This window comes from Acinetobacter sp. SM34, assembly GCF_022012365.1.
Classification (GTDB): Bacteria; Pseudomonadota; Gammaproteobacteria; order Pseudomonadales; family Moraxellaceae; genus Acinetobacter.
The window spans coordinates 81242-98582 of record NZ_JAKLTP010000014.1 but is presented as its reverse complement, the minus strand read 5'-3'; the positions used below and the strand labels follow the sequence as shown (position 1 = coordinate 98582).

Sequence of the window (17341 nt, the reverse complement as noted above, 5' to 3'; positions counted from 1 at the left end):
TCCTCATCTGGGCGGAATAATGTAATGAACACACAGAACAATTTATTTAAATTCAGTACACTTTCACTGGCAATTTTGACCTGCAACCTGAGTTATGCAGAAGATGAAAATGTAAAAAAGCCACAGCAATTAGCAACCATATCGGTCATGGCAAGCCGTGGCAGTGACTTAAAAGACATGGATATGAGCACCACGATTATCCAGCATGCACAAATACAACATGCACCCCAAACCAGTATTGATCAAATCATCAATAAAATTCCCGGGGTATTTGCTCCAGCCCGCTTATCTACCCAGATTCATCCTACCGGACAATTGCTAAACATTCGTGGCTTCGGTACGTCCACCAATGGTTTAACTCTGGTTTTATTAGATGGCATTCCAGCCAATGATCCATATTTTAGAACCATTAATTGGGCTCAGATTCCTAAAGAGCAAGTTGAGCGTATTGAAGTCATCCGTGGCGGTGGCGCAACCAGCTTATGGGGCAATATGGCTATGGGCGGTGTGATTAATATCGTCACACGCCAGCCTGCGCAAGGCAGCGAAGTTTATGCCAGTTATGGCAGTTTTAATACTGCAAGCTATGGGGCTAGCCAAGGGCTTGAACTGTCAGAAAAGTTAAAAATTGGCTTAAGTTATGACGGTAGCCAGTCTGATGGTTATTGGCAGACGCCGAAACAATACCGCCACCCCGAGATGAGTAAAACGCAGACTCAGGTGGATAGCTTAAATGTTAAAGCCGTTTATACCCCAAATCAGCAGGATGAATATTGGCTTGCCTTACAAGCCAGCCAAACCCAAGAAAATGGTTTGCAATATCAAAATGCTGAAAATGAATGGAACAGTTACCGCATTGCTGCAAGCGGGAAAACTGTGCTTTCATCCGATTGGAGCTTAAATACTTTAGGCTGGTATCAAAGCAATGAAATGAATACGCAGAATGTGTCTAATGCCGGCTATAGCTTGGCCACACCGAATAATGGCACAGCCAATATCAGCCAAAAAGAATTTTCAAAATACCATAGTTTCGGTAGCTCAATGACTGCAAGTACGCAATGGAAAACCTTACACGACATTAAGTTGGGGGTTGACTATCGTCAAATCGAGGTGAAAGATCCACTGAATATTTATAATAGTTCAGGTGCTTTAGGCAAAATTACCGCAGAAGCGACCCACCAGTTCGCAGGCATTTTTGCTCAGGCTTTGTATCAGCCCGACAGTCTTCCCTTAGATATTACCTTAGGTTTACGGCAAGATTTTTGGCAGGCTTCCAAAGCAAAAACTTATGGTGAATATAGTGGTAGCCCCATTCAAAATAACTTGGCGGATCAGGATGAACGCCATTTTAGCCCGCGACTAGGTTTTAAATATCATCTGAATGATCAGCTTGATTTGCGTGGTGCGAGTTATAAAAACTTCTCTGCACCCGGGCTGAACCAGATGTACCGTAGTTTTATCAGTGGTGCTAACTACACGGTACCCAACACCGACTTAAGTTCACAAACCAACCGTGGTACCGAGTTTGGTTTCGATTTTAAACATCAAGATTTAAATTTTTCTGGCACATATTTCTATAATAAAGTTCAGGACTACATTGATTATGCAACCGTGCGCACAGACTGCAGCAGTGCCAATAATTACTGCAATACCGGTGTAAGCACGGCCACAAATTTACGCCAGTATATCAATGCGGGTAATGCAAAAATGCAAGGTTTTGAACTCATTGCAGATTGGCAACTCAATGACCGTCTCAACCTGAATGCTGGATATACACGTACCCAGTCTGAGCTCACCAAATCAAAGCTGGGCGCAAATATAACACCCACAGGACAACAGTTAGGCCAGATTCCGACGTGGAATGCCATACTGGGTGCATCCTGGCAAGCCACAGACAAACTCAATCTGAATGTGCAGTTACGAGACTTTGCCGATTACTGGAACAATACCGCACATACACAGCTGAATGAAGGTGCACTGACCACAGATGTGAGTGCCAACTATCAAGCAACCCCGAAGTTACAGCTATTTGCTATTGCCCAAAATATTACCGATCAAGCTTATTATGATCAGGGAGTTAGCTATCTGGCAGATAGTCGCATCAATACTTCAAGTTCAGGCACAATCCCCCAATATGCAATGCCGTTAAACTTGACTATAGGTGCGAAGTACCGCTTCTAAGCGCTGCTTGTGAATAGTTGCCTAGAGATAGAAGCCCAAATGCTTTTATCTCTATTTCGAGATGCTTATGACACATTCCAATTTTTCTCAGCACATTGATGCACCACAGGCTCAAAAACAGGGCTTGCACTACAATACGGTATGGCGCTGGCATTTTTATGCGGGACTGCTTTGTATTCCCTTTATACTCTGGCTTTCTTGCACAGGTTTAATATATTTATTCAAACCGCAGATTGATGCCTATATTGATCGGCCTTATGACCATTTAATCATTCAGCATGCGCAGCCTGCTTCTGCTCAGGTTCAGGCCGCTGTAAATGCCGTTCCCCATGCTGTATTTTCAGCTTATCAAATGCCGCCTTATCCAGATGCGGCAGCAAGAATTTTAGTTGCACAGCAAGACCAGCTGATTAAAGTCTATGTGCATCCGGAAAATTTGCAGATTTTAAAAGTCATCAATCAAAATGATGAATTTACTCGGCAAATTTTCTTGTTACACGGCGAATTTATGCTGGGTGACAAAGGTTCACATCTCATGCAAATTGCCGCTTCATGGACTGTAGTGCTCATCATTACCGGTATTTTCATGTGGCTAGGCAAAGGCGGAAAATTGCAACTGGGCGGCATGCTATATCCACGTCTAAACCGTACAGGACGAAGTTTTTGGAAAGACATCCATAGTGTGCTCGGTTTCTGGATTTCAGCAATTGTACTGTTTTTGATTGTTTCGGGTTTACCCTGGTCTGCCTCCTGGGGTGCCATGCTAAAAAATATCCGTCAATGGTCGGCGCATACAGAAATCCATCAGGATTGGACCAGCAGCAGCAAAGCCGAGGCACAGCATCAGCAGCATGTATTCAATCAGCTCACAAAGCAGCAAAAATCTGCGCATCATGGTGAAATGCATGCTGCAGATTTAAATGCAGCTCAAAATCAAACACTGGATAAAATCACAGCACAAGCATCTACTTTTGCCTTGGCAAATCCAGTTTTAATTAAACCCGAAATTCAAGATATGCAGCAGCCTTGGACTGTAGAATCTCAAGCACAAAATCGTCCCTTAAGAGAAAAGATTATCTTTGATGATCATGGTCAAATCACACAGCATAAAAAGTTTGCCGATCAAGCATTTTTAGACCGTTTAATTGCTTATGGTGTTGCTATTCATGAAGGTCGGTTTTTAGGCTGGATCAATGTCGTTATTGGTGTCGTGACCCTGTTTTGCCTTATTCTTGTGTCTATCAGCGGCTTAATGATGTGGCTTAAACGTAAACCTCAGGCTGTACTTGGAGCTCCTCCAATCATTTTGTCCCGACGTTTAAGCTGGGCATTAAAATTGACCATGATCATCTTGGGTATTGCATTGCCTTTGCTCGGTTTATCGCTCATTGTTGTATTGTGCTTAGAACAATTTATTTTATCCAGAATTCCTAAAGTTGCCCTTTACTTAGGACTTAAAGATCAAAATACTTAAACTTATGTGAATATCTTGAGAGACTCTACCGTTCAACACACAGACATGGTTCGCATGCTCAACGTTCTTCATTAGATTAGGAACAGCACCATCAAGAGATAGTTAGGTGTCTAGAATTTTGCCAGCTATTCAAAAAATATGCCTTTTTGTTGAATATAGGACAAAACCACAACACAGCTTTTTAAGTAAATAAAAAGAGGCATTACGCCTCTTTTTTATTTCGAATGTTTAAGCTTGATTTGGATTAGTCAACTCCGTCATCGGCCAGCGCGGTGTAGTGGTCACAGACAAGCCATCATGCTGGCCTGCTTTTAAACGCTGATAACCGGCAAAGGCAATCATCGCGCCATTATCTGTACACAGTGCAGGTTCAGCATAATAAACCTGTGCTTTGATTTTGGCCAAATCGGCTTCCAAACGTTCACGTAAACGTTTATTGGCACTTACCCCACCAGCGATCACCAGACGTTTTAAACCGGTCTGTTTCAAGGTTTTTACCGATTTTTTTACCAGTGTATCGACCAGTGCTTCCTGGAAACTTGCTGCAATATCGGCTTCGCGACCTTGACCTGCCACTTTTTTTAACTGAATCGAAACTGCCGTTTTTAGGCCGCTGAATGAAAAATCCAGACCTTGATGCAACATCGGACGCGGGAAAGCAAAGGCTTCAGGATTCCCCTGCTCAGCCAGTTTTGAGATGTTCGGACCACCTGGATAAGGCAAGCCCATCATCTTTGCCACTTTATCAAAAGCTTCACCGGCAGCATCGTCAATGGATTCACCAAGCAATTCGTACTGACCAATACCATGTGCTGCCATCAACTGTGTATGTCCACCAGACACCAATAACGCCACAAACGGAAACTCTGGTGGAGTTTTAGACAACAGTGGCGCAAGCATATGACCTTCCATATGATGTACACCAATAGCCGGTTTATTTAGCGCAAACGCCAAGGTACGACCAAACAGAGCACCAGTCATTAATGCCCCCATTAAACCGGGACCACGTGTATAAGCCACTGCATCAATGTCTGATTTTTTAATCTTGCTTTGTTCAAGCAATTGATTAATTAAAGGAATTAACTTGCGCACATGATCGCGTGAAGCCAGTTCCGGTACCACGCCACCATATTCTGCATGCAGTTTAATCTGACTATATAACACCTGTCCTATTAAGCCGACTTCACTGTCATAGAGTGCTAACCCAGTTTCATCACAAGAAGTTTCCAAGCCCAGAACGATCATTAAACTGCCTTTTACCCGTATCTAAATATTGCTAAAGCTATTATAGACTTGTGATATGAGATGTAAATGAGTAAAATACTGTCCTTCACTTGTGATCCAAGGCAATACAGCCTAGATCTTATCCATAACTTAATGAGGATTCTTCATGCCACAAGTTAAATTGAAAGAAGGCGAACCAGTAGACGTAGCTATCCGTCGTTTCAAACGTTCATGCGAAAAAGCGGGTGTTTTAGCTGACGTTCGTAAACGCGAATTCTATGAAAAACCAACTCAAGAACGTAAACGTAAAAAAGCTGCTGCTGTTAAACGCTACCAAAAGAAATTGGCGCGTGAATCAGTACGTACTACTCGCCTTTACTAAGATTAATTTGTGATTGACTGCCTGGACTAAATAAATGACTACTTTAAAAAACCAAATAACCGATGTTTTGAAAGCCACTATGCGTGCTAAAGAAATGTCCAAGTTAACGGTGATTCGTGGTCTACAGGCAGCAATTAAGCAAATCGAAGTCGATGAGCGCAAAGAACTTGACGACGCTCAAGTTCTTGCGGTCATTGAAAAGCAAATTAAACAACGTAAAGAATCGATCAAAGCCTTTGAAGGTGCTGGTCGAGATGATTTAGCTAGTAAGGAACAAGCCGAAGTTGAGGTGTTATCTCAATTTCTACCAGAAGCTATGACTGAGGAAGAGCTTGATTCTATTATTGCGCAGACGATTACTGCTCAAGAAGCTACTAGCATGAAAGATATGGGTAAGGTGATGAATTCTCTGCGTCCGCTCATAGCCGGGCGCGCCGATCCTGCACAGGTTTCAGCTAAAATTAAAGCGAAACTTGGCTAATCCCCACTCCTAAAATCGTTCTTTATCGTTGAACTGCCTTTATTCAAAGACAGTTCAAATGTTTCCCCCTAATCCCTCATAAATATTTTCTGTTATTTCAGATCACACTGAATATTATATTTTTTCAAAATCAGCATTTCTCTTGATGACATGACTTGATTAATCACATCTTGCCGAGTCATTTGTCTAAATTGACGATCCAAAGAATCCCTGTTCTGATCTGCCGCTTGATATAACCGATCTATATAACGACCCACAATTGCACAGTACTGTGTTTGCTGCTGTGACGTAAAGCTTGTCTGTTGCGCATTTAAACTGCTAAAAAAGTTTCTGCTCTCCTGCTTGTACTGCTCAGAGATTTGATCCACTGCTGCGACATATTGTTCCACGCCTGCAAAAGCCGTATTTAACCCCACACACCCCAATACCGATAAAACCAATAATATTTTTTTCATAAATCGATTCTGTTCATTATTTAAAATTCACAAGACATAAAGATTATCATAGGCATAATCATTCTAGCAGCAGATTTTATTCATCGATATGCAGAAAATCAGGTTTGTATTGCACATAAGCCTGTTCGGGTGGCGCAGATACATGACCTTGAGTTACCGTCCCTAAACGTAAACGGATAATATCCGGTAAATCCAAGCGATATGAATAGATCGGGCTGCCACATTTCTGACAAAACACCCGTGCTTTATGTGGACTATGAAAATATTCTTTTAGAAATTTAATGCCTTGAGTAATTTCAAATTTTGATTTCTGCAAGGGACTGTTCCATCCAAAGATGGAGCCTTGCGCCATTTGACAGTGCTTGCAATAACAGATGATGGTTTTTTCAATCTCAGCATGATAACGATACTTCACCACCCCACATAAGCATTGACCTTCTATCATCTGCAACTCCTTATTTTTATCAGCACGGTAAAGGTAAAATAGCTATTTCAAATTTAAATCCCAAATCCTGAATTAAATTCTTAACTGTCGTTCTTTTTGCATTTCATTGATGCGCAGTTTTAATTTTGCAGCCAACAGTTCATTATCTTTCGTCAAGCGTTGTGCATGCAATAAGGATTTAATCGCATTTTCTTCCGATCCCGACCAGTATTCCACTTCTGCCCGATATCGCAATACATTCACGGTTCTAAACGCTGACTGCTGATCGAGATTTGCAGCTTGCTGCATCAAGCGCCAGGCCTGTATATCACGCGGGTTTTTATTGGTGAATCGCTGAATCAGCTTCTGTGCCTGCGCAGCATCTTTCTGGCGAATATAAACTTCTGCCAGTTTAAAAGCCAAAGCCCGGTTTTCCGGCATAATCCGTGCTGCTGATTGAATGGCCTGATAGGCTTGCTCGTTTTTATTCTGTCCCAGATAAATGTCGGTTTGAATTAAAACCAATAAATTATTTAAGCGCTGCTGTGCTTTCGCCTGATTCAAAACCTGCTGCGCCAGAACATAATCACCCTGTTTTAAATAAAATGCAGCCAATGCCAGCTGGCCGGCAAAATTATTGCGATTGGCCAAAACTTGCAATTGCTGTTCTGTCGCCTGATTAGAAATGACCCTGCTGTACCATTTCAGTATTTCAAAATCTTCATCATGCAAGCTTGATTTTACCAGAGGGAATTGATTGGCTCTTAAACGAGCTTCACTCATCCGCTCGGTACTGAGTGGATGGGTTAACCAGAAGTCAGGCAAGAAACTGACCTTGCTGGTTGACCGATCCATCACTTCAAAAAAGTCGGCCATACTTTGCGGATTAAAGCCAGCGCTATACATATATTGCATCCCAATCCGGTCTGCTTCCCGCTCCTGATTACGGCTATAGTTCAGCTGTTTATCCATTAACGCCGCCTGAGAACCCAGCATCACCGCAGTCCCTGCATCACCATCAGCTTGGGAAGCAATCAGCGCACCGACCAGTAATCCTGCCACAGTTAACAGGCCTTGCCCCTTAAACGCCTCTTGCGAGCGACTGTAATGACGTTGTGACACATGTGCCACTTCATGTGCCATCACTCCAGCCACTTCATCGATATTTCGGGCAGATGTCACCATCCCCGTATTGATGGCAAACAGTCCACCGGGAACAGCAAAAGCATTGATTTGCGGATCATTGATAATCACCAGACCTATGGGCTGTCCCAGCTGGGTCTGGCTTAGAATATGGGAAAATACATCACCTAACTGGTCTTCCAACCATGGGTTTTGCAGCACCGGCATTTGATGTTGCACTTCACGGAATACTTTTTCGCCAATCATTTTTTCTTTTTGTTGGTCAATCAAACCAATGCCGCTGCCGATTTCAGGAACATTAAATTGCGGCATTGAATTGAAATTCGCACTGTGCGTCAATGCCATTGCAGAAAGCAAACCGATGTTGCAAGCCCATAAAAACCGTTTCAATGTGATGTTCTCAAACTGCTTTTTTAAGATTTATCAGACTATAACATTGAAAATTGGAGCAATTTGCAATGAAGTGTTATCAAATTTTAAGAAAAGGAAGGATTCAGCACATACGCAGGTGTGCGCCCTTCCAGAGCATCTACCAAGTTACGATAAGCCAGTTCAGCCATTTTTTTACGTGTTTCTGCAGTCGCAGAACCCACATGTGGCAAAGTCACTACATTTTCCAAAGCAAAAAGTTCAGATTCTTGTAAAGGCTCTTTTGCATAGACATCTAGGCCAGCGGCAAAAATTTTACCGGCTTTGAGTACCTCAATGAGCGCCTGCTCATCCACCACAGAACCACGGGCAATATTGACAAAAACCGCATGTGACTGCATTTGATCGAACTCGTGCTGACCCATCAGCGCTTTAGATTCTGCATTGAGATCAACAGCCAGCACAACAAAATCGGACTGTTGCAACAATTCATCCAAAGCACAATAACGGGCATTTAACGGTTGCGCCAGTTCCAGTTTTTCACGGCGGTTGTGGTACAGAATGTTCATGTTAAAACCATAAAAACCACGCCGTGCAATCGCAGCTCCAATATTTCCCAAACCGATGATTCCGAGGGTTTTGGCAAAAATATCCTGCCCGAATTGCGCCATCCCGACGGTACGTTGCCAATTGCCCTGCTTGGTCCATTGATCAAGAGCAGGAACTTTTCGTGCTGCACTCAGCATTAAGCTAAAAGCCAAATCGGCAGTGGTTTCGGTTAATACATGCGGGGTATTGGATAACCAGATTTTTTTCTGGTTTAAATAGGCCAGATCATAGTTGTCATAACCCACACTGACACTTGAAATAATTTTAAGCTGTTGTGCTGTGGCCAAATTACTTGCATTGAGTAGACGCCCTGCGCCAATCATTGCATCGGCATCTTTAACCTGTTCAAGTAGCTGCGCATTGATATCCCCAAGTTTCGGGTTAATCATGACTACATGATATTGTTGTTGTAATCGCTGAAGGATATCCTGATCTAACTGGCTAAAAACGACAACTTTCTGCTTCATGTTCCATCCGTGTTTTGCGGCCTTTTTTGCATAAACTGCCACAAGCGTTTTTTTAATAAGGGCTGATCCAGCATTTCCTGCAAACCAGCCAAATTGATACTTTTGGAATGTCTAAAATAAGTACATTGCCCGAGAAAGATAATATTTTTATCTGCACTTATTGCATCGAGAAAGCCTTGCACATAACTCTCCGCTCCGTGACCATCCTGAAAATTCATTAAAGGAAATGGCCACTGCAATTCATAATATTCAGCCAGCATTGCCTGTTGAATATTACTCCAAAGCTGCTGCTGCTCAGCGCTCATTTCGGTTGCATCAACCACGATGACGCAATGTGGCAAACTTAAGGCTTGCAATTGAAAAGCTGCAATTTGCAGCGCTGCACGTTCTGCGATGGCTTCAGCAACAACTTCAACTTTTTCTGTACTTGCTGAAACCGGAGCCTTGACAGGTTCTATACGCTCAATCGCTTGCTCAGGATCGGCCTTAAGCTCTAATGGCAAGACTGCTGGCGCTTTTGCCAGCACAATTTCAGTCTGGTATTCAGGTGCAGTCTGGTCGCGCCAGATTGATGAAGAGGGCATTTTTTGACATACAGCATCCCGGGGAATCCAGATATCGATTCCCAATGTTGCCAGTATGTCACGCTGATGCCCTATCATCTTTTTTCATCACCCATTGAATACTTGGTATTCTAACGAGATTACTGATTTTTTGCTGTGCTTTTATTGAATCATCACTAATTTTATCGCAACTTGTTTAGACAATCATCAAACTATTTTTCTTCTGCATCAGTTCAACAATTTCATCGGTTTCAAAACCAAAACGCCAATACAGCAGTTGCAAAACATCCAGTTCATCTTGGGTAATAATACGATCATTCCACAAACATAGCTCAGCAACACCCAAAATACTTAAGCGGTCACGCAGCAATAAACCTGCAATATCATTTAAGATTTCTGACAAATCAATCGGCTCATCCGAAATTTCGGCATACATTTCCAGCTCTTTTAGCGTGAGTACCCGTCGCAGAATTTTTTTACGTACATCGAGCTGATTATGGCTATTAATCTGCTGTACATGCAACAAGGCATCAATCAAACGCACGATCTGCGGCTTTACATCTTCCAGTGAGGTCGGAGTATGTAAAGGCAGCAGATTCAATTCATATTTCACACGTTCCAGTAATAAAGCATCTAGCAGACCTATTTCACCATCTTCCTGAATGATTCGCGCCAGTTTCATTAAAAACTGTCGTGCAATGGTCGCAGGCATGCTGCCAATATTTTTACATGCTTCATAAAAGATCGAGATATGCACCCGGCCATCCAGATGCAGTAATGAATCCACGATGGCACGGCTAACTTCGGCTTCAGCCGGAATAAATTCACGGTACTGCCGAATCATTAAAATGGCTACCATCACTTCTCGCGAACCCGTAGCAGTCTGCAATGCACGCTGGATTAATTCAGGACGCTGCATATTGTTTCGAATTTCTGGATTTAAGGGTTTAATGGCATCCTTCAGGGCAAAACTGATTGGTGACAGGCGCAGCAAGGGCAAGGGTTGCGGGGAACTCCAAGGTATATAGACTTCACTGTTCAACTCATCAAGCGAACGGAACAGACTAAATAAGGGCTGATTGCGTAATTTCTTCAAATTTTCAAGCTGTAAATCCTGCACCAGCCCGGGATTCAACTCATAAATACGTTGATCAATACGCGGATGAATATTCATCCAGTTTTGTGGGCCTAAAGAATTGGCAAAACACATATGTGAAATGGATTCTGCATATTCGCTATGAATTTGTGAGCCTGAATGATGCACATAAATTCTGAGCAAGGTTTGCACATTGGCATCATTTTGAATCAGACGTCTGGTTTTTTGATCATTCTTAAAAGTGCGGCTACCGAGTGAAATATATTTAATAAAACGGGTAATCAAAACCCCTAAACTTCCAACCAACCAGATCAGCCCACCCATAGCCACAAAGAAAGTCGCAAGTTTATGCCTATATGCCTGACCATGCTTGGTAAAGCCCAATTTGGCAATTTTACTGCCCCACTGGCTCAAAGTCGTCAGGCTGCTGTAAAGAATTTTTAAACGCGTATTTTCAGCTGTTTCACCCGATAAAATTTTATTGAACTCATGACTTAACAGACCATACAACTCTAATTCATCCAGATTCTGCAAAGCGCCCCAGGTTAAAATGATCACAATATCACGTGGATAAAATCCGGCTGTAAGTGCATTTACTCCGACTTCATCAGGCAATACATATACCGTAGGTGTATCAATTAAAAAGGTTTCAGCCAGCTGTTCGGTAATTTTAAGCGCTATACTTTCTTCAGGAATACTTTCGATTAAGTTTAAACGACGAGCCCCCATCTGTTTCGCCAGTGAATGTCCACCAGAACGAAAAACATAAAACTCATACCCTATAGAAACAGCCATCACACTCAGTAATAAAGCGATCAAATAAGGACTTAACACATGCCAGAAGATGGATTGAGTTTGATCAAAATAGAAAACATTCAACCCCAAAATGGTATTTAAAATAAATAATGTAAGCAACACCGCAAGTACACAGATACTTGCAGACCAAATCATATTTTTGTTTTGAATAAAAGAATAACCAGCACTCTTCAATGTAAAGTTCCTTTATTACATTGTATTTACCTACTCATCATAAATTAAAAAAGCGGGAATTTCCCGCTTTTCATCGCATGAAAGAAGAATTTATTCTTCTTTCACGCCAGTCAAGTCTACTGATGCAGCATCGATATTGACATCAATATAGCCATCTTGAGCTTTTTTCGCAGAATCGTTACGCTTATTCTCAAGATTATCGAGATAAGCTGCATCAATACCACCTGCCACATACACACCATCAAACACCGAACAGTCAAATTCCTGCAATGCCGGTACTTTACTGGTACGTACTGCGCCTTTCAAATCTTCCAAATCCTGGAAAATTAAACGGTCAGCACCAATAATTTCACGAATTTCTTCAACACTACGGTTTGAAGCAATCAATTCTGCTTTTGCAGGCATATCAATACCGTACACGTTCGGATATTTCACCATCGGTGCAGCTGAAGCAAAGAATACTTTTTTCGCGCCAGCATCACGTGCCATTTGAATAATTTCGTTACAGGTGGTACCGCGTACAATCGAGTCATCTACCAGTAAAACGTTTTTGCCTTTAAACTCAAGCTCAACCGGGTTGAGTTTTTGACGTACTGATTTTTCACGTTGCTGCTGACCCGGCATAATAAAGGTACGTCCGATATAACGGTTTTTCACAAAACCTTCACGGAATTTAACACCTAAGCTATTTGCCAATTCCAAAGCGGAAGTACGCGAAGTATCTGGAATTGGGATCACCACATCGATGTCGTGCTCCTCACCCCATTCACGGATAATTTTATTGGCCAGTTTTTCGCCCATCTTCAAACGTGCCTTATACACTGAAATGCCGTCGATGATTGCATCTGGACGTGCGAAATAGACATATTCGAAGATACAAGGACGATATTCAGGATCTGCAGCACATTGCTTGCTGAACAATTCACCTTCTGAAGTAATCAAGATTGCTTCACCCGGTTCAATATCGCGCTCAACCTTAAAGCCTAAAGCGGTAATCGCTACAGACTCGGAAGCAATGATATATTCCATGCCTTTTTCAGTTTCACGTGAACCATAAATCAATGGACGAATACCATTTGGATCACGGAAGCCGACCAAACCATGTCCAGTGATCATTGCCACAACACCATAAGCACCTTTACAACGCTCATGTACACGTGACACTACATCAAAGATATCTTCCGGTGATGGATTCAACTTGCCGTTCTTGTGCATTTCATGTGCAAAAACGTTTAGTAGTACTTCAGAATCCGAATCGGTATTCATGTGACGAAGATCTGTTTTAAACAAATCTTCATGAATTTCTTCAGCATTGGTCAAATTACCGTTATGCGCCAAGGTAATACCATAAGGCGAGTTCACATAAAATGGCTGTGCTTCAGCACTGCTTGAAGAACCTGCTGTTGGATAACGCACATGACCAATACCGTAATTCCCTAGCAGTGCACGCATGTGACGTGTATGAAAGACGTCTCGTACCATACCGTTGTCTTTACGTAGGAACAAACGCCCTTCATGACAAGTTACTATTCCGGCTGCATCCTGACCACGATGCTGTAACATCGTTAATGCATCAAACAACATTTGGTTAACAGGTGACTTACCAGCTATACCAATTACTCCACACATAGCAACCTCGCAAACAAGCTAGGATTAATAAAAAGGATTATTTGTCGATTCATCTGTACGCGCTGCATGCTTTTGCGTTTTATCAGATGATGAGTCGGAAGATGTCGGCGCACCTTCATCGGACTTGATATGGGCAAGTGCCCCTTGCGCCGCTTCTTTAGAAAGTTCAGTCGCCCAGGGTGCATAAGGAATAAGGAGTTGTACAAATTTAGACTGTTTCCAATGCGGGGAGCTTTCTACCCAGGGGCCAATGCCCTGCATGGTAATCAGTACAATCATTAAACCTTTTAAAGAGCCAAAAGCACCGCCTGCCAGTCTATTCAGAGGACCAAGCTTCAGACTCTTTAATATCTTGTTGAGAAATGCGGTAATAATCCAGGTTAATACCACCATGACCAAGACAATAAATGCAAAAGCTGCAATTTTTTGTACTACTGGATCTGCACTGAGTGAGACCATCGAAGGTGCCAGGATAGTTGCATATTTTGCACCGATGACCAGTGCAAAAATCCATCCTACCAAGTTCGCAAAGGCTGAAACCAATCCTTGTCGCAAACCGTTGAGCCCTCCAATGAGCAGAATAATCAGTATGAAGATATCCAGTGTATTCATGGCGTTTTTAAAGCATCAACACAATCTTTTACCAAGCTTGGACCTGTATATATGAGGCCACTATAAATTTGTACAAGGTTAGCGCCTGCTTGCTGTTTCGCAACCGCCTGTTCACCTGACAAAATACCGCCCACGCCAATCAATGGAATCTGACCTTTCAGTGCTTTAGCAAAAGCTGCCAGACAAGCAGTACTTTTTTCAAATACCGGAGCACCAGACAAGCCCCCGGCTTCATCGCCATGCTTCAGATTTTCTACACCTTCACGAGACAAGGTGGTATTGGTCACAATCAAACCATCAATTTTAAACTGGATGAGTTGTTTCGCAATAAACTCGATATCTTCGGCAGTCAGATCTGGTGCAACTTTAAGCACCAAAGGGACATAATGCTGATGTTCTTCAGCCAGTTCAAGCTGACGTTTTCTTAAGGTTTGCAACAATTCGGTCAGTGCATCGCCGCTTTGCAGGCTACGCAAATTTTTGGTATTCGGTGATGAAATATTGACAGTAATATACGAAGCGTAGTTGTAGACTTTTTCCAGACAGATCAGATAGTCATCTACTGCATTTTCAACCGGCGTATCGGCATTTTTACCAATATTAATGCCTAAAATGCCTTTGAATTTAGCTGCTTTGACGTTTTCAACCAGTTTATCCACCCCATCATTATTAAACCCCATACGGTTAATAATGGCTTTGGCTTCAGGTAAACGGAATAAACGGGGATGTGGATTGCCCGCTTGTGGACGCGGTGTAATGGTTCCAATTTCAATAAAACCAAACCCCAGTCCAGCCAGGGCATCAATATAAGCGCCATTTTTGTCTAAGCCGGCAGCCAAACCCACTGGATTGGGAAATTCGATTCCCATACAGGTCACAGGTTTGGACGCTACGTTTTGACGCATCATGCCCATACGATGAGCTGATTTCAATAACGATAATGTTAGCTCATGTGCACGCTCTGGTGCTAAAGAAAACAACAAAGGGCGGGCAAGAGAATACAACATATCTATAAAAGTCTACTGCTTTTTAAGTCGCCATATTATAGGCATAGCCTGTACAAAACACCATGCTTAGCAGATCTTTATTTTTACCCATTATTGCACTGTCGCTGTTAATTTAATCTGCCCCGCCTCGGAAATTAATTCTATTTTTTCAAGGCTTAGACCCATTTGCGTCAATTGGGTTAAAAAATTGGCCAGAATCGCATAACTTTCATGCACTACCACAATCTGAATTTGCTCACCTGCTTGTTGCGATGCCACAGATAATCCCTGCTGCTGAGCAACACGCTGCACCTTATCAGCTGCAGACAACTGCAAATCATCTGCAGGTTTCATGGTCACCGCATTACTTTGCATCCACACCATCATGTCTTTTAAATCATTGACCCGATTCTGCTGTTTATTCGCGGCAGCATGCATATACCAAAGCGCTGAACCAATGGACGCAACCACAACAAAAATAGTGGTAAAGATCACCATATAACGTTCACGTACAGACAGCCGATCCAGATAATCAGTGATTCTTTCAATGGACTGATCAATCGAGTTTTGCAGTTTTTCTGAGCTATTCATTATTGTATTTTCACCAATCCCATTACACCCGCACCGTTCGGCTGAATATTACCCAATTCTGCCTTAAAGCCTTGCTGATTCAGCTGCTGGATTAAATTTTGCAGCACAGTAGATGAATTCGCCTTCAATTCCATGTTTAAAGCTGAAGCCTCGTAATGAACACGATTAGCCACAATCTGGTTTTGCATGAGCACCGGCCCAATACGGCTCAGCAACTGCAAAGCTTGGGTGTTAGCACTTTTATTTAAGCGCACATGACTTTCAAACTGGCTTTTTAAATTCTGTTCAGTAACACGGCTACTCTGCCCAAACCAGTATTTATACTGATCAACAGCTTGCAATGCAGTCTGGTCTGCCACCTTTTTATATTTATACCAGCGGGTTACATCATAGCCAAATTGAACCACTAAAGCAGCAACCAATACCGCAGCGCACGCTTTCCAATAGCCAGATACACCCGTGCTATTTTTGGCTTTGGGCAGAACATTAAAAGGATGATGTTGTGCTTTTTTTAATAAAGGCACGGCATAATCAAAAGTTTTAATCTGTTCATGCGTCACCATGGCTTCAAGGCTTTGCATTTGTTCAGCAGTAAAGTTGCTGATTTTATAAGATTGCCCCGGAGGCTGATAATCTAAAAAAAGTGCCAGATCATCTACAGAATTTCCCATAAATTCACTTTCACGTACCAGCAAGTGCCCGGACAGGTTGGCAATAATGGTTTGCCCCACTTCTGGAACCGGCAAAATGAGAAAATCAGGCAATAAGGAAATAACTTTAACCGGAATGAGGTTCAAAGCATGTTGCAAGGTTTCAACGGTACTATGTGCCACGCCCAAAATAACCAGCCGATCGGGATTTTGAAAATGATGCAATACTTTCATGGAATCGATGGGTAAAACCACAAATTCTTCTAATAAGTATTTTACCCCGTCCACACCCAATTTCTTGTATTGAGGCTTGGCCAGACTCTGTTGCAGCATTTGCACATCGCGACTGGGGAAAAAAACCACCGCTTCTTGCCCATGATAGCCTTGAGTATCTTGAATCAACTGTTCAAGACTAGCGGCCTGAGACCAGCTCTCTCCAGTCGACCATTGCCAAACCCCATTGGCTTCAGGCATCCATAAATACAACATTAATGTTTTTCTGCCGTTTTAATTAATATTTTATGCGTTTGGAATAAAACTTTTTAACTGGGTTGATAACCCAGTTGCAATGACTGCCTGCTCATAGATCCGCGCTTCAGCCAAAGCATACGGATGAAAAGGTTCTGCTGTCAACAATGACGAAATATGTGCCACCACATTCATATGACACACCACCACAATGGATTCATAAGGAAGCTGTGACAACCAGTCCACTGCCAATTTCGCGTCGTCATCGGGTTTGATTTTATTGCACACCAAGACTGGCACATCATGAAAATAATGTAACAGATGAGCCAAAGTTTCTTGCGCGCGCAATAAAGGACTCACCACAAAAGCATCTGGCTGAATCATGTTCTTTAAATATTCTGCGGTGAATTGTGCCTGCGTATGCCCACGCTCGGTTAAAGGCCGCTTGTCATCATTGCCATGCACTGCTGGAGCAGCTTCACCATGACGGACTAAGGTAAGTTGCATAAAATTTCCTTATTTTCGAATATGCAGCAATTATAACCAG

17 protein-coding genes are annotated in these 17341 nt (G+C 42.4%); 4 read left to right on the top strand and 13 right to left on the bottom strand.

Annotated features, from left to right (window positions below):
- The first annotated feature begins 24 nt into the window (after positions 1 to 24).
- Together LZZ98_RS12475 and LZZ98_RS12470 are read left to right on the top strand one after the other, a co-directional pair.
- A complete protein-coding gene (locus tag LZZ98_RS12475; protein WP_237788124.1) occupies positions 25 to 2181 on the top strand; it encodes a TonB-dependent receptor in 2157 nt (718 codons plus the stop codon).
- 67 nt (positions 2182 to 2248) lie between these two features.
- Complete coding sequence (locus tag LZZ98_RS12470; protein ID WP_237788123.1) at positions 2249 to 3655, top strand: PepSY-associated TM helix domain-containing protein; 1407 nt, start codon at positions 2249 to 2251, stop codon at positions 3653 to 3655.
- Positions 3656 to 3883: 228 nt separating this feature from the next.
- Here LZZ98_RS12470 and tsaD read toward each other — a convergent pair whose 3' ends face one another.
- The gene (gene tsaD / locus LZZ98_RS12465) at positions 3884 to 4900 is read right to left on the bottom strand and encodes a tRNA (adenosine(37)-N6)-threonylcarbamoyltransferase complex transferase subunit TsaD (protein WP_237788122.1); all 1017 of its coding nucleotides are present in this window, start codon (positions 4898 to 4900) and stop codon (positions 3884 to 3886) included.
- A gap of 145 nt (positions 4901 to 5045) precedes the next feature.
- Between tsaD and rpsU the strand changes: the two genes are divergently transcribed.
- Together rpsU and LZZ98_RS12455 are read left to right on the top strand one after the other, a co-directional pair.
- Positions 5046 to 5261, top strand: coding sequence for a 30S ribosomal protein S21 (rpsU, locus tag LZZ98_RS12460; protein ID WP_001136722.1), 216 nt, complete (start codon positions 5046 to 5048; stop codon positions 5259 to 5261).
- A 34-nt stretch (positions 5262 to 5295) separates the two neighbouring features.
- A complete protein-coding gene (locus tag LZZ98_RS12455) occupies positions 5296 to 5742 on the top strand; it encodes a GatB/YqeY domain-containing protein (RefSeq protein ID WP_086176031.1) in 447 nt (148 codons plus the stop codon).
- A 92-nt stretch (positions 5743 to 5834) separates the two neighbouring features.
- On the opposite strand, the gene LZZ98_RS12450 is transcribed toward LZZ98_RS12455, so the two are convergent.
- From LZZ98_RS12450 to LZZ98_RS12395, 12 genes are all read right to left on the bottom strand, one after another.
- The gene (locus tag LZZ98_RS12450; protein WP_237788121.1) at positions 5835 to 6197 is read right to left on the bottom strand and encodes a hypothetical protein; all 363 of its coding nucleotides are present in this window, start codon (positions 6195 to 6197) and stop codon (positions 5835 to 5837) included.
- 76 nt (positions 6198 to 6273) lie between these two features.
- On the bottom strand, positions 6274 to 6642 hold the full coding sequence (locus tag LZZ98_RS12445; RefSeq protein WP_237788120.1) for a GFA family protein: 369 nt from the start codon (positions 6640 to 6642) through the stop codon (positions 6274 to 6276).
- A 72-nt stretch (positions 6643 to 6714) separates the two neighbouring features.
- Positions 6715 to 8154 carry a M48 family metalloprotease gene (locus LZZ98_RS12440; protein ID WP_237788119.1) on the bottom strand — a complete coding sequence of 480 codons (1440 nt, stop codon included), beginning with the start codon at positions 8152 to 8154 and terminating at the stop codon, positions 6715 to 6717.
- Between the two features lie 86 nt (positions 8155 to 8240).
- Positions 8241 to 9209 carry a 2-hydroxyacid dehydrogenase gene (locus tag LZZ98_RS12435; RefSeq protein WP_237788118.1) on the bottom strand — a complete coding sequence of 323 codons (969 nt, stop codon included), beginning with the start codon at positions 9207 to 9209 and terminating at the stop codon, positions 8241 to 8243.
- Positions 9206 to 9871, bottom strand: a complete 666-nt coding sequence (locus LZZ98_RS12430) for a hypothetical protein (RefSeq protein WP_237788117.1) — start codon at positions 9869 to 9871, stop codon at positions 9206 to 9208. Before LZZ98_RS12430 ends, LZZ98_RS12435 begins: the two co-directional genes overlap by 4 nt.
- Before the next feature lie 97 nt (positions 9872 to 9968).
- Positions 9969 to 11819, bottom strand: a complete 1851-nt coding sequence (locus LZZ98_RS12425) for a M48 family metalloprotease (RefSeq protein WP_442862710.1) — start codon at positions 11817 to 11819, stop codon at positions 9969 to 9971.
- Between the two features lie 129 nt (positions 11820 to 11948).
- On the bottom strand, positions 11949 to 13487 hold the full coding sequence (purF, locus tag LZZ98_RS12420) for an amidophosphoribosyltransferase (RefSeq protein ID WP_237788115.1): 1539 nt from the start codon (positions 13485 to 13487) through the stop codon (positions 11949 to 11951).
- A 24-nt stretch (positions 13488 to 13511) separates the two neighbouring features.
- Positions 13512 to 14099: a CvpA family protein gene (locus tag LZZ98_RS12415; protein WP_237788114.1), complete on the bottom strand. Its 588-nt coding sequence runs from the start codon at positions 14097 to 14099 to the stop codon at positions 13512 to 13514.
- Positions 14096 to 15106 carry a quinone-dependent dihydroorotate dehydrogenase gene (locus tag LZZ98_RS12410; RefSeq protein ID WP_237788113.1) on the bottom strand — a complete coding sequence of 337 codons (1011 nt, stop codon included), beginning with the start codon at positions 15104 to 15106 and terminating at the stop codon, positions 14096 to 14098. The genes LZZ98_RS12415 and LZZ98_RS12410 overlap by 4 nt, the downstream gene beginning before the upstream one ends.
- A 90-nt stretch (positions 15107 to 15196) precedes the next feature.
- Entirely contained in the window at positions 15197 to 15676 is a 480-nt protein-coding gene (gspM, locus tag LZZ98_RS12405) for a type II secretion system protein GspM (RefSeq protein ID WP_237788112.1), read from the bottom strand.
- On the bottom strand, positions 15676 to 16815 hold the full coding sequence (gene gspL, locus LZZ98_RS12400; RefSeq protein WP_237788111.1) for a type II secretion system protein GspL: 1140 nt from the start codon (positions 16813 to 16815) through the stop codon (positions 15676 to 15678). Before gspL ends, gspM begins: the two co-directional genes overlap by 1 nt.
- A gap of 30 nt (positions 16816 to 16845) precedes the next feature.
- Positions 16846 to 17301 carry a phosphoglycerate mutase family protein gene (locus tag LZZ98_RS12395; protein ID WP_237788110.1) on the bottom strand — a complete coding sequence of 152 codons (456 nt, stop codon included), beginning with the start codon at positions 17299 to 17301 and terminating at the stop codon, positions 16846 to 16848.
- Positions 17302 to 17341: the final 40 nt, after the last annotated feature.